General features: G+C 59.2%; 10 protein-coding genes and 1 tRNA gene. 4 read left to right on the top strand and 7 right to left on the bottom strand.

Going from position 1 to position 13,583, the window contains the following annotated elements; translation table 11 throughout:
• The first annotated feature begins 12 nt into the window (after positions 1-12).
• The 4 genes from VMY05_04785 (at position 13) to VMY05_04770 (ending at position 5,292) form a co-directional block, all read left to right on the top strand.
• The gene (locus VMY05_04785; GenBank protein ID HUV30393.1) at positions 13-3,111 is read left to right on the top strand and encodes an error-prone DNA polymerase; all 3,099 of its coding nucleotides are present in this window, start codon (positions 13-15) and stop codon (positions 3,109-3,111) included.
• Positions 3,112-3,212: 101 nt separating this feature from the next.
• The gene (locus VMY05_04780) at positions 3,213-3,728 is read left to right on the top strand and encodes a hypothetical protein (GenBank protein HUV30392.1); all 516 of its coding nucleotides are present in this window, start codon (positions 3,213-3,215) and stop codon (positions 3,726-3,728) included.
• 115 nt (positions 3,729-3,843) lie between these two features.
• A complete protein-coding gene (locus VMY05_04775; protein ID HUV30391.1) occupies positions 3,844-4,350 on the top strand; it encodes a hypothetical protein in 507 nt (168 codons plus the stop codon).
• A gap of 138 nt (positions 4,351-4,488) precedes the next feature.
• Complete coding sequence (locus VMY05_04770; GenBank protein ID HUV30390.1) at positions 4,489-5,292, top strand: SagB/ThcOx family dehydrogenase; 804 nt, start codon at positions 4,489-4,491, stop codon at positions 5,290-5,292.
• A 21-nt stretch (positions 5,293-5,313) separates the two neighbouring features.
• On the opposite strand, the gene VMY05_04765 is transcribed toward VMY05_04770, so the two are convergent.
• The 7 genes from VMY05_04765 to VMY05_04735 form a co-directional block, all read right to left on the bottom strand.
• Complete coding sequence (locus VMY05_04765; protein HUV30389.1) at positions 5,314-6,687, bottom strand: MATE family efflux transporter; 1,374 nt, start codon at positions 6,685-6,687, stop codon at positions 5,314-5,316.
• A gap of 144 nt (positions 6,688-6,831) precedes the next feature.
• Positions 6,832-6,916 (bottom strand) — tRNA-Tyr (locus tag VMY05_04760).
• Between the two features lie 212 nt (positions 6,917-7,128).
• Positions 7,129-8,265 carry a Wzz/FepE/Etk N-terminal domain-containing protein gene (locus tag VMY05_04755; protein HUV30388.1) on the bottom strand — a complete coding sequence of 379 codons (1,137 nt, stop codon included), beginning with the start codon at positions 8,263-8,265 and terminating at the stop codon, positions 7,129-7,131.
• 241 nt (positions 8,266-8,506) lie between these two features.
• Entirely contained in the window at positions 8,507-9,805 is a 1,299-nt protein-coding gene (locus VMY05_04750) for a hypothetical protein (GenBank protein HUV30387.1), read from the bottom strand.
• A complete protein-coding gene (locus VMY05_04745; protein HUV30386.1) occupies positions 9,802-10,986 on the bottom strand; it encodes a glycosyltransferase family 4 protein in 1,185 nt (394 codons plus the stop codon). The genes VMY05_04750 and VMY05_04745 overlap by 4 nt, the downstream gene beginning before the upstream one ends.
• 6 nt (positions 10,987-10,992) lie before the next feature.
• Positions 10,993-12,132, bottom strand: a complete 1,140-nt coding sequence (locus VMY05_04740) for a glycosyltransferase family 4 protein (GenBank protein ID HUV30385.1) — start codon at positions 12,130-12,132, stop codon at positions 10,993-10,995.
• Positions 12,133-12,215: 83 nt separating this feature from the next.
• Entirely contained in the window at positions 12,216-13,487 is a 1,272-nt protein-coding gene (locus tag VMY05_04735; protein ID HUV30384.1) for a CDP-glycerol glycerophosphotransferase family protein, read from the bottom strand.
• Positions 13,488-13,583 lie beyond the last annotated feature (96 nt).

Raw genomic sequence — 13,583 nt, 5'->3', positions numbered from 1 at the left:
CGGACAGGCAGCATGAACTATACCGAACTGCATTGCCATTCCAACTTCTCTTTTCTCGACGGTGCCTCGCATCCGGAGGCCCTGGTCGAGCGGGCGTATCAACTGGGATATCCCGCGCTGGCGCTGACCGACCACAACGGCCTGTACGGCATCGTGCGGTTCAGCCAGGCAGCGCTGAGCAAAGGAATCAAACCGATCTTCGGGGCCGAAATAACACTCGATGACGACCACCACCTGCTGCTGCTGGTAAAGAACCCCACGGGGTACGCCAACCTCTCCCGGCTTCTCTCCGAAGCACAGCTAAAGAGCAAAAAGGGAGAAGCCAGGGTCACCCGGGACCTTCTCGACGGCCATCGCGAGGGGATAATTGCGTTGTCCGGCTGTATGCTCGGTGAAATCCCGAAGGCGCTCCTGGACGGAAACACGAACGATGCCCGGAGGGCGGCCGCACGGTACCGCGAACTGTTCGGCCGGGACAACTTTTACCTCGAACTGCAACATCACAATCTTCCGATGCACCAGACGGTGTGCGCCGGGCTGGCCAGGCTCGGCAGGGCGCTTGACATCCCGCTGGTGGCCACCAACAACGCCCATTACGCCGCGCCCGAGGATCGGCCGCTGCAGGACGTCCTGACCTGCATCAGGCATCACACCACGCTGGACGACGCCCGCGACCTTTTGTACCCGAACGCGGAACGGTATCTCAAGTCCGCCGAACAGATGAGCCGACAGTTCGCGCGCCTGCCGGAAGCAATTGAAAACACCCAGGCAATCACCGAACAATGCTGGTTCATGCTTCGTGACCTGAAAACCTCCCTGCCGGACTTCCCCACGCCCGACGGCCAGAGCACGCGCGCCTGCCTGCGACACCTGACCTACCGGGGAGCGAAAAAACGTTACGGCGAGCTCACCGCCGAGGTGGTCAACCAGCTCGAGCACGAACTGCGCCTTATCAACAAGCTCGACCTGACCGGCTATTTCCTGATCGTCCGGGACATCGCCCGCTTCTGCAACGAGAACGGCATCCTCTGCCAGGGGCGCGGCTCGGCGGCCAACTCCGCCGTCTGCTACTGTCTCGAGATCACCGCCGTCGACCCGATCAGGCTCCGGCTGCTCTTTGAACGGTTCATCTCCGAGGAACGCTCGGAGCCGCCGGATATCGATATCGACATCGCCAACAACCGCCGTGAAGAGGTCATCCAGTACGTCTACAACAAGTACGGCCGGGAACACGCCGCCATGGTGTGCGAGGTCATCACCTACCGCGGCCGCTCGGCCGTGCGCGACATCGCCAAGGTGCTCGGCTTTTCCCTCGAAGAAACCGGCAAACTGGCCAAACTGCTGGACCACTACTCGAACAGCAAAGAACTCGAAGAACGGGTCCGCGAAACCCGGCTGAACACCGACAACAAGCGGGTCCGCCTGCTGATCGACCTCTGCCGCAGGATCAGGCGTTTCCCCCGCCACCTGGGCATCCACGTCGGCGGCATGATCATCACCAAAAAACCTCTCACACAGATCGTCCCGATTGAAAACGCCACCATGCCCGACCGGAGCGTCATCCAGTGGGACAAGGACGACACCGGCGAGGTCCGGCTGGTCAAGATCGACCTCCTGGGGCTCGGCATGCTCTCCCTCATCGACACCGCCTTTAAGATGATCGAAAAACATCGCGGTATCCGCATCGACCCGGCCGGGCTCACCTATGACGATCCGAAAGTGTACGACCTGGTCTGCTCCGCCGACACGGTGGGTATTTTCCAGATCGAATCGCGCGCCCAGATGAACACCCTGCCGCGCCACCGGCCGCGATGTTTCTACGACCTCGTGGTCGAGGTGGCCCTGATCCGCCCCGGACCTATCCAGGGAGACATGGTCCACCCGTACCTTCGGCGGCGAAACGGCGAAGAAAAAGTCACCTACCCGCACTCGTCGCTGGAACCGATCCTCAAACGCACCCTCGGCGTGCCGCTTTTCCAGGAACAGGGGATGCAGATAGCGGTGGCCGCCGCCGGGTTCACCCCGTCGCAGGCCGACGAACTCCGCCGCGCTATGGGACACAAACGCTCCAAAGAAAAAATGGACGCCCTCAAAGAACGGCTCATCGTGGGAATGCTGGCAAACGGCATCGACGAACAGGCCGCGTGCAGGATCTTCGTGCAAATGGCGGCCTTTGCCGATTTCGGCTTTGCCGAATCACACGCCGCCTCCTTCGCCCTGCTGGTGTACGTCTCGGCCTTCCTCAAAGTGTACTACCCGCAGGAATTCTACTGCGCCCTGCTCAACTCACAGCCGATGGGCTTTTACTCCCCCTCGACGATTGTCTACGAAGCCCGCCAGCGCGGTATCCGGATGCTTGGTGTCGACGTCTCCACGTCACGCTGGGACTGCACGGTGGAAGGCGACAAAGTCCGGCTGGGGTTCCGCTATGTCAAATCGCTCGGCCCGGCGGCTAAGGAAAAAATCGAATACGAACTGGAGAAAGGTCCGTTTGTCTCCCCGGCTGATTTTGTCTTTCGCACCCGGCTGGACCAGGACTGTTTTGAGCAACTCGCCCTTATCGGCGCCTTTCGCTGTTTCGGCCTGACCCGCCGCCAGGCGCTCTGGGAAATCCTCTCCCTGTCGCGGAAGTCCGATGACGAACTCTCCCTGACCGTGCCCGAAGAGAGCTTCCGCCTGTTGCGGCCGATGGCGCTCGGCGAACGGCTGGCCGCCGATTTCAGGGGCATGGAACTCTCCACCGGGCCGCACCCCATGGCGCTGCTGCGACGGCGGCTCGAACGCGAAGGCATTCTCTCGTCGAACGACCTGAAAACCGTGCCGGGACGTCGGACCGTCCGCGTGGCCGGGGTGGTGGTTATCCGCCAGCGTCCGGTCACCGCCAGGGGATTCCTGTTTGTCACGCTGGAGGACGAGACCGGCTTTGCCAACATCGTCGTCAAGCCGAACTACATGCAGCGTTGTCGCCGTGCGATTGTCTATTCCAAAGCGCTGGTGGTCAGGGGCACGGTGGAGAAAAAGGACGGTGTGATCAACGTCATCGGCTGCGAGTTCACGCCGTTACGAATGACCCGGAACCTCGACACGCCCAGGTCGAGGGATTTCAGGTAGGGGGTTACGGCAGTGTGGATTTTCCGTTTGACACACTCACTGTAACAGAATAGCTTTACAGAACAAATAGGAACACTTCACGACCGGAGGGGGTCTCTACCATGCCGTGGACTGATGTGCTGATACTCTTAGTGCCAAATGCGGTTACGGCCACTGTGGCCATCTACGCCCTGCGGCAAAGCCGGAAGCTAAAGGAGATGGACTTGAAGGACGCTCAGGTAGCACGCAAGTTCCAGCTTGCAAGCCGAATCACCAACATGTCAGTTGACAAGATGATAGAAGCCTGCTACAGGTTAGACCAACTCAAACTAACGCTTGCTAAACTGAAGACCAACGGCGCACGCATCGTGAATCAAGAAACGATGGACGCGACCTTAGACGCGTGGAATTATATAGACCGATGGGGTCCGCTGTTTCCCTCAGCATTGAGAGGAGAGATGTCGCGGGCCTCTTCGAAACTAAGGGTAGCAATTGAGAAGCTGGGAGATTCACTTCCGCAGTCTGATGCCGAGATTATGGTCGAGGCCATGAGCTCCAGCACGCGTGCTCATACGGTCCTCAGCCAGTTCATAGATCAACACAGCATACTTGAAGAGTACGCTGACCCATCCGGATAGCAAAGAGGATTGTCCAAGCCGGTCCTAGGTCCGATATTCGAGTTCAGAATTACAGAACTGACATGACCCATACCGACCGGCCGGCAGAGGACGAACGCTGAAGGAGGTGTGTGCCATGTCCATTATCAGCCCATTCGCGCTTTTAGGGTTAACTACTTTTGAGTGGGTAGCTGTGTATGGAGCGGTCGTATCCACGTTTGCAGTAGTGTTAACCTTGTGGCGCGTGCGTCGTGATCGTGCCAGAATACTAGTGACTGGCATGATTGGTGAGATGGACGTGCAAATTCTCCCCTGCTTTACCATCGCCAACATCGGCAGGAGACCTATATGTATCACGGACTTCGCTATGGGCATACAGTCTGCGCAAGAACAATCCCGCTTGACACTGCTCGACGAATTGCCCCGGAAACTGAGTGAGGGTGAGCAAGTCACATTTACTACCTCTTTGAACCTCTTTCACCTGAAGCCAACGGAGAGCGTTAAGTGCATTTACGCTCTCGACGCCAGCGGCAAGAAACACTACATGAAAGGCGAACACGTCAGGGGACTCCTCAAGCAATACGAAGACTATGCAGCTGAAGAGAACGGCACACACACTCACCCGCCCGCCAATTCAACTTGACCGTTCCGCAACAAGGCTCTGGCACCGCAATCAACCCACCAGATCGGCCCAGCACTTGCCTGAAGCCTCGACCGCCTATTATACTACACCCACGCGCGAGTCACATGAGCCCCAAAGACCTGTCGAAAGGAGGCAAGCATGAAGCATACTATGTCCACCGTTATCGCCCTCACCCTCTTCCTCGTCGCCGGTGCGTGGGCGCAGGAGGAGCCGGAACCGTCCATCGGACCGCAGTTCCACTTCCAAACCAGCTACGGCGACGAAGGATTCAAGGGCGACGATATCACGCAGGGCAAAGAGGTCCCGCTCTACAAACAATACGAAGGAGCCATCAAGATGATACTGCCGGCACCAGCCCCCGGGGGCATGAGCCTCGAACAGGCGTTGCAGAAACGCCAATCCGTCCGCTCGTTTGAGAAAAAGCCGGTCACGCTCGCACAGCTTTCGCGGCTTCTGCTCTCGGCCGACGGCATCACGCGGCGGCGCGGCGATTTCGATTTCCGCTCGGCCCCCTCGGCCGGGGCGCTCTACCCGATGGAGATTTATGTTGTGGCGGCCAACGTCGAGTCCCTGCCGGCCGGGCTGTACCATTTCCAGGTCTCTGACAGCAGCCTTGAGCTGGTCAGAGAAGGCGATCTCAGCCGTGAAGCGCACGAGGCCGCGTTTGAGCAGGACTGCGTGGGCAGCTCCCCGGTCACGCTCATCCTGGCCGCCCGGTTTGACCGCGTGACCCGCAAGTACTCCGATCGCGGTTACCGGTACGCGTACATGGAATCGGGCGCGGTGTGCCAGAATATCTATCTGGAAGCTGCCTCGCTCGGTCTGGGCACGGTGGTGGCCGGGGCGTTCAGCGACGATGCCGTCAACGCACTGGTGGGTGTCAACGGGCACGAGGAAGCCGTGCTGCTGATTATGCCGGTCGGGTACCCGTCGGGCCGGTAAACGATACCGGCGGCGGGCGCCCTACACTTTAACGGTCAGCCATCGGCCGCGCCGATAGTACGCGTAGACCATGGCGGCGGTCACACACCCTGCGAGCATCATAGCCCACCAGACGGCGACCTGGTTGAGATGAAACACGGTCGTGATCAGGAAGACCGGCACGACCTGCAACAGCCACGAGTGAATGACCGTGAACACCATCATCGGGGCGTTCAAACCCACGCCGACGTGGATCTCCTCGATCATCAGGAAGACGCCGAAGAAGGGAAAGGCAAGGGAGTAAATGCGAAGCAGCGTGACGCCGTGACCGATCGTCTCCGGCGATCTGAAGAACAGTCCCATTACAAGCTCGGCCGTTGTAAACATGATCGCTCCGAACACGATCATAATACCTACCGACAGCAGTATGGCCTGGTCGCCGGTTTTCCTGGCCCGCTCGATTTTCCCCCCGCCGAGGTTGTGGCCGATCAGCGACGAGAGGCCCAGCCCGATACCGATGATTATCATAATGCCGAAGCCAAAAATCTGCGCCCCCACACCGTAGGCCGCCACGACCGAGGTACCGAACATCGCGATCATGGGCGTTATCAGCAGTCTCGAACCCGTAAACGAGACTGACCCCAGCCAGGCCGGGACACCGATCCGGACCAGTTGCCACATGGTTTCAAGGGACAGGGCCGCTTTGCCGCGCAGGTGAAGCCGCAGGTTGGTACGGCCGGTATAGAACAGCACCAGGCCGGCTGTCAGGGTGAGCGCAAACGAGATGATCGAGGCAATAGCCGCTCCCCGGATACCCAGGGCAGGGAAACCGAAATAGCCGAAAATGAACACCGGGTCGAGCGCCATGTTCAGCAGGTTGGAGACGACCATCAGTATCATCGCCATGCGCGGGTTGGCCACGCTGCGCAGGGCAGTGAAGATGGAATAGGTGGCGTACGGAATGCCGAGGGCCACAAACATGATCCGGGCGTACTGCACGCCGAGTCTCAGGGACTCTCCTCGCGCTCCCACCAGTCTCAGCAGATCCTCGGTGAAGAAGTAGCCGGTGATTCCGAAGACGAAGCCGAAAAGGAGCTTGAGCAGGATTGTTTCCTTGATCGCCTTTTCGGTCTGATCATAGTTCTTCTCGCCGTATCGCCGCGAGATGACGGCCACCGAGCCCGGCCCGACCAGCTGGTTGAACGAAAACAGCAGCGACAGTATGACGGCGAAAAAAGTCAGGCCGGCCACGGCCGCTTCGCCGGAAGGAAGCCGCGAGACCCACCACGTATCGACAATGGTATAGATGTTCTGAGTCAGGAACCCGAACATGGAGGGCAGCCCCATCTTCAGGATGGAGCCGAGGATCGAACCTTCAGTGTAGTCCGCGTGTATCTTTTCCGTTTCGCCAGCCATAGCGTGATGCGAGCCGCCAAGATATATTGACTCGGACTCCGGCGCAAACCCATTTGTTCAAGACGGCCCACCGGGAAGGACTGTGAATCGACGTATGGCGAGCCGGCACCAGGGGCAAAAAAAAACCCGAACAGGCATTAATCATGGTGGTGGGGGAAGGATTCGAACCTTCGAAGGCTACGCCGACAGATTTACAGTCTGTTCCCTTTGACCACTCGGGAACCCCACCACGATGCAAAACTCATCGTGTTCTGAACAGTCCTGAAGTTTCGGGCGCGCGCGTCGGTCCATCCACCGCGAATTGCCCGAAACCCTCTTCCCTGATACGGGCCTGTCCGGGTGTGGCAAAACTATAACATCACACCCCAAAAATCAATTTAAATCCGGAGCCGGGCACAAGAATTCTCCGGCACCGGTTCGATTCGGGAATAACGGACGGTATCACGCAGAATCAGCGTGTCGGTGCGCCCTCGCACTCAGGCGCCGGGCGGCACGGGTAACGACGCGCCTGGTCAGCGGAAAAGCATCGACCAGGTCTTCTCGCAGGGCCTGGAAAGCCTGCCTGTCCGGCCCCCGCACCCGCTTAAGAAACATCCCGTGAATGACGGAGATAAACATGGCCAGGAACAGCGTCCCGACCGCGCTGGCGGCCAGGGTCGCCGCCCGGAACGGCCCGGACTTCTGGGCAGGCACTGACGGTGCATCGAGAATTCGAACGATGGGCACGTCCTTCTGTGCTTCCAGTTTGGCTATCTCGCTTTCGCCGGTAAGGAACAGATATGCCTGTGTGCGGATTTCCACTTCCCGGCGCAGTTGGGCAAGCTCCTTGAGAACATCGGGATTTGTCGTCACCGCCCAGTCGCGGTTGGCGCTCTGAAAAACGCTCAGGTTATCTTCGGCCTCGGACAACAGCCGGCCGATCGTCGCCAGTTCACGATTGAGATACTGCAGATTCTCCCTGGCGCTCGAACGCCTCTTGTGCAGGTTGAAAGTCTCGAGTTGAGCGAGGTATTCCGTCAGAATGGCCTGCGACAACTCGGCCTGCTTGGTGTCAACCGAAACCCGTATCACGCCCGTCCCCCTGTCCATGCCAATGCTGGTGACACCGTCCAGCGCGGCGTAGAGTCTGTCGGGTAAATCCTCGCCGAAATACTGCTGCAGGGTTACGGTCACCGGTTCGGCATCCGCTCCACCGATCGAGTACTCCCTGCCCAGCACGCCGTCCTTCACCAACCTGGAGCGAAGGATAACCGGAAACAGCTCCGATGGATTATCCTGACTGACGTTGATACCTGCCAGACCGGCCAGTCCTCTCAGACCGCCGAGTTTATCGGTTCGATCGGCTGACAGAATCGTGGCGGTTGACCGGTAGGTATTGGCGGTACCCAAAAGTATGGCTGCCATCATCACCGATATGATGACAACCGAGTACAGAATGAACCGCTTGCGTTTGATAAGCAGGGAGGCAAGTTCATACAGACCTATATCGGGCTCGTTTGCGTCCGCCCGGCCGTCAGCGCGCTCGCGCACCTCCGTTCGCCCGGGCATCGCCTCGTCCGATCGCGTTTTTATTGTCATCCTGTTGCGCATACCGATAACCGGCAAGTCTCCACATCCGGACATACAAACCGCGTGCCGGAATACAAAATGGCGGTCGCTCAGGCATCACGTTGTCAGCGGGCACGTTACCGAACGCGTCCATGGGTCCGCCGTAACCGTTCCACCGCACAGGGGAAATGATTTCCGCCCGGCTCAGGAAAAAAGTCCCGTGTGACAAGACAATTACCCCCTCGGAAGACGCGACCAATCCCTGCAGCCCCTATCTTCCGGTGAGGGCATACGCGTGCACTCGCATGTCCGGTCGCTTCCAGAAGGCCAGAAGGAATCCCAGCGTCATCATCAGGGTGGGAGATTCGATTACATTGAGAGTGGCTCCGTATGCGAACAGTGACATGCAGAAGGCGAAGAAGTACAGGTTGCTGCCGCCGCTCAGGCGCAGGAACAGGATCTTGTGCAACAGATAAGCTACCAGCAGGCCGAGTACGATAATTCCGAAATCGACTACAAGGTAAACCCACACGTTGTCGGCCGCGTTTGCCAGGCCCGGTTCGAAGTATTTCTGGGGCATGCCGATACCGCCCAGCCCACGCCCCGTGACAACCATATAGGGCTCCGAAAGCAACTGGAACGCCCGCGGCCACATTTCCTCCATCCTGAGCACATAGGAGGCGGCCAGCCTTGAAAGGATGCCGCTGTCCGTGTGCAGAAGGTTCACCAGGGACGTCGGCGACTCCAGCGCCAGCACCGGCGGGATCAGCCCGTAGAGGAATATCATCACCATCAGCACCTTCACCCCGACGTTCGCAAGAGCCCGGCCTGCGGTCCGGCGGCCGGTACGGATCCTGGCCAGCACGTAGAAGACAAACAGGATGACGAACGCGAGAATCGACGTCTTGGCGGTGGTCAGGACAATGCCTGCAAACGAGAGAATCAGCAGGACTACATCGTATACTCTCGCACGAGTCCCGTACGTGACCGGTCCGTTGCAGGTCGTGGTCAGATACAGGGCACATAAAGCAAAAAGCATTATGGCCGTCTCAAAAGAGGCTCTCCCGAAGCCGCCCAGCCTCGACATACCAAAGACCCACCAGCGCCGCGAGGCTTCAATCGACACTCCGAAAGCTTCGTATTCCAGTCCCGTCCAGGGCAGCTTAAAGAGCAGGTCAAGAACGATTCCGGCCAGAACGATGGGCACAAAGACACGGAAGAGCCTGACAAAAAAGCCCGTTTCCAGGCCCAGAACGTACACGGCCAGAAAGCCCACGAACAGGGTGAGGAGAATCTTCAGACCGAACAACACCTGGAGCGGGTCAAGCCCGTTAATCAAACCTACGACAAGCCCGTAAAGCCCCAGTGCGAATAGAGTCAGCACGACTTTATTTATTCGCGCCACGGAGGTGGTATATATGATGAAGTAGACGAACAGGCCTACCAGAAGCACGTCCTTCACGTAAATGAACGACGGGACACCGGCCCTCACGCACAGGAGACGCAACGGCGCCTCGCAGGCTACGATCAGAAACCAGGCGTACAGAATCGCTTCCGTCAGTCTCTTCATCCGATCACTCGTCTGTAGATTTCCAGGTATCGGTCGACCGTCTTGTCGGTCCGGAACTCGGCCGCCGCAGCGCGACAGTGAACCGACATGCGCGACGCCAGTCCGCGGTCGGTCACGAATCGATTCATCTGTTTCTCCAGATCCCCGGGTTTGCCGGGATCAAAAACGAAGCCGGTTGTTCCTTCCTCGACCATTTCAGGTGCCCCTCCCCTGCCGGTCGCAATGACCGGCACACCGCACGCATACGCCTCAATTAGGATTCTCGGAAACGCGTCGTCGCACAGCGATGGTATAATGCCAACGTCCACTGCGCCGTATATCTCCTCCGGCCTGCGATACCCCATAAAGGTCACGTTTTCGGCGCCATAGCGAGCCATCAGGTATCGCTCGTATGCATCGGTAAAGCCCCTTCCGAACACGTGAAGCTCCACGCCCGGTGCGGTCATCCCGGCCATTCGCTCCAGCAGGTACTCGATGCCCTTGGCCGGCGCAAGCTGGCCGACGTAGCCGAACCTGATGACGCCCGGCCGAGGGGGCTTCTTCTCCACCGACCCGCAGGCGCTCATTGAACTGTAGATGTGCGTCCTGATTCTCGCGTTTTCAAAGTAGCCAAAGGACAGATGTTTCTCCAGGATAAATCTGCTGACGCCCACGGCCGCACTCACCGAGCGAGACAGCCGCCTTCTCGGCACCGACAGGAGCCTGCAGTCGAGGCATTGCCGCCGGCAGATCCGGCCGTGCTTGTACATCAGACCGCGAGGACACAGTAGGTAGTGATCCCGTATCGTGTGCACGATGGGAATATTTCTACGGCCGGCCTCCTTCCAGGCGGCTGCTGAAATGCCCGCAAGGTTATTGGTATGAACCACCTGCGGTTCTTCGCGGTCAAATACCTCGCCGAGGACTGACACGGCAAGTGGATTGTATGAATCGATTAGGTGCCAGAACGGCTTCTTGTAGCCCGGTTGTTCCTTGGCCGTGCGCATCCAGTACAGGTTCGGGACTTTGAGGTAATACACTCTGACGCCGTTGACCGCGCCCTGAGTCGTCTCGGCCGCCGTGGACACGACCACCGGTTCGACCTCCCTTTCGCGAAGGCCCTCGGCCAGGATCTGAACCGAGCGTTCAGCGCCGCCGACGACGTTGGGATGATACAGCGAGTTGACAAGCAGGATTTTCATGCCCTGTTACCGACCGTACGTTTTTTCGGCACACCGCGTCCAGGTGAATGTTCCGGCGTACTCCCGCGCCTTGCGGCCCAGTGTCCGGCAAAGCTGATCGTTGGTGAAGAGTCGAGCCAGTGCGTCCGCCACCGCCGGCTGGTCTCCCGGCTCTACCAGAAGGCCGGTCTCATCGTGCAACACCACCTCCGGAACGCCCCCGATACGGCTGGCCACCGATGGCAGCCCGTGAGCCGCAGCTTCCAGATAAGCCAGGCCAAAACCTTCAATCCTGGTGGGGTGCCGCTCACCGGGCATGCAGAAGACGGCTGATTGGGCATAGAGTGAGCGCAACCGCTCGTCCGATACGGAGCCGGTAAACACGACGTGTACGCCGCAACCGGCCGCAAGCTGATTCAGTTCTGTCTCGTACCGGTGGTTTTCACCCGTGCCTACCACCAGGTAAGTGATACCACGCTTCAGCCCTTCCGGCAGTCGGGCGAGCGCCCCAAAAATCGTACGGTGTCCTTTCCGCTCGTCCAGACGAGCCACCGTCAACAGTATACGGTGGTCCTCGGGAATCGAGTAGATCTTGCGGATGTCATCCTGACAGGCGGGCGGTTCGAACATGTCCTCGCTCACGCCCAGTGGAGTAACAGCCACGCTCTCGGCGGCTATGCCCGGATAGCGCTCGCACAGAAGCGATCTGACAAACGAGCTGATGGCAAATACGCGGTCGGGCTTCTCGAGAAGGTTACGCACCGCAAGCAATCTGGCCTGGCGCGAGTGTGGTACGCTCAGGATCTCCGTCCCGTACACGGTGGCCGCAAAGGGAATACGCCGAAACCTGTTGATGAAGGCCAGGGCCATTATGTGCGGCCAGTCAACGGCGTGGATGAGGTCGTGCCCGGTCGTCAGGCTCCATCGCCTCGTTCGCCGCAGCAGGCTTAACAGATGTATCACCGTGTAAACACGACCCGGGTACCGAATGACCCCAAACGGGTACGTGTGCCGATCCTGCGCTGCAAGATCCTCCGCCGGCTGCGGGGCAACAACCGTAACGTCATGGCCGATTTCCACGGCCGCACGGGCCAGGCGGGCGGCATACCTGCCGATGCCTCCGCGAATGGGCGGAAACTCGTATGTCAGCATGAGGATTCTCTTCACTTCTGTCACTCCACGGCCCCGGAACGCACGGTCAACTCCTTCAACGCGGCCTGTGCGGCCGCGTGACGCTTCATACGGCGGCCCTACTCACCGGACGGTGATTCTCCAAACAACTGCTCCACGATGCGGCGCGAGAAATCACGCCGGTGACGGTTGAACATGTCGCGGACCGCAATCCGCCCCTGCCGGAACGGGTCCGCCTCTCCCTGCGCCCTTCGTGCCGCAACATCGCCCAGTTCCCTCATAACCTCTGGCCAGTCGCGGCATTTGGGTCCGGGCGTAACATCGTTATAGGGATAATAAAACGAAGCGCTGAGCTTCACGTAATCACGGCAGTCAAAAGGCGCGAAAATGATCGGCCTGTCCAGCAACAGGTAGTCGAAGTATACGCTCGAGTAATCGGTGACGAGTACGTCCGTTACTCTCAACAACGGATACGGATCAGCGTAATCGTAGACCGTTACGTTGGCACAATCACTCAGGCGCTCGCCGAACTCCCGGGCGACGCGGAAGTGCGGTTTTATCACCAGGTGCATTCCGTGCTCGGCGAGGAACCGGCCGTGCGCACCCGGATCGAACCCGTAGTCGAAGAGCAGATTGACCATGCTGAACCGTGCGTTTGCGCGTTGCGTCGGGAGCCAGGAGACAATCAACTCGGCCTTCGTGCTGAGCCGTTGCAGATACGGCAGTTCCGGAAACAGCTTCTCGTCCAGCGGATACTCCGGATCCAGGCAGTCGTTGCGCGGTTGGCCCGACAGCAGCATGCGGTCATCCCTGATTCTGAACGCACTGCGGTAGCTCGGCCGTACCGTCTCCGACGATATGACAATCGTGTTGAACGTGACGCTTCCATAGGCATACGGAGACAGCGCATACACGATTTTCAGCAGGTACCTGCGCAGCCGCGACTTCAGTCCGGAGGCATCGACCCATTTGCTGTCATAGCTGATCTTGCGCAAGGGGGTCCCGTGCCACAACTGGATAACCTCCGCCCCGCCCAGCAGGGCCGGATGGATGTCCTCGGTGGAATGGCTCACGAAGGCTCTGTGCGCTCTGAGGACCGTCCATATGCCTCGCGGCGACCACAGGTATTCGGCTGTCAGGCCGTTGTCACGAAGGAACCGCACTACATCCCTCCTGTGCGATACGAATACCGACCTGACGTTGTCAAGATGCCTGCTCATGTACAGGTAGAGATACTTCGAGTTGTCCGCAAAATGCTGACCCAGCGACGAACCGAAAATGCACAGACGCTTGTCTTTGGGAACCAGCTTCGCAAGCAGGTAAAGGGGTGACCAGAGCGCAAGGACTACCGCGGTGCGCAGGTGCCGCCGTTTTGCCGAGGTATCCTTCACCTTTGACCCCCTCCAATCCGGCGTACCGATCTCGGCCCGGGTACTGTCATCAGGAGAGCAGTTGCGGTCGACCCGGCTCCAACCGCCGATATCGTG

This window comes from Acidobacteriota bacterium (genome assembly GCA_035529075.1).
In the GTDB taxonomy this organism is placed as follows: domain Bacteria; phylum Zixibacteria; class MSB-5A5; order GN15; family FEB-12; genus DATKXK01.
This window is presented reverse-complemented; position numbering and strand designations above follow the sequence as displayed.

What these genes read in the sequence shown, in the direction of transcription:
- VMY05_04785 (HUV30393.1), top strand. Translation starts at nt 13, where the DNA reads ATGAACTATACCGAACTGCATTGCCATTCCAACTTCTCTTTTCTCGAC.
- VMY05_04780 (HUV30392.1), top strand. Translation starts at nt 3,213, where the DNA reads ATGCCGTGGACTGATGTGCTGATACTCTTAGTGCCAAATGCGGTTACG.
- VMY05_04775 (HUV30391.1), top strand. Translation starts at nt 3,844, where the DNA reads ATGTCCATTATCAGCCCATTCGCGCTTTTAGGGTTAACTACTTTTGAG.
- VMY05_04770 (HUV30390.1), top strand. Translation starts at nt 4,489, where the DNA reads ATGAAGCATACTATGTCCACCGTTATCGCCCTCACCCTCTTCCTCGTC.
- VMY05_04765 (HUV30389.1), bottom strand. Translation starts at nt 6,687, where the DNA reads ATGGCTGGCGAAACGGAAAAGATACACGCGGACTACACTGAAGGTTCG.
- VMY05_04755 (HUV30388.1), bottom strand. Translation starts at nt 8,265, where the DNA reads ATGACAATAAAAACGCGATCGGACGAGGCGATGCCCGGGCGAACGGAG.
- VMY05_04750 (HUV30387.1), bottom strand. Translation starts at nt 9,805, where the DNA reads ATGAAGAGACTGACGGAAGCGATTCTGTACGCCTGGTTTCTGATCGTA.
- VMY05_04745 (HUV30386.1), bottom strand. Translation starts at nt 10,986, where the DNA reads ATGAAAATCCTGCTTGTCAACTCGCTGTATCATCCCAACGTCGTCGGC.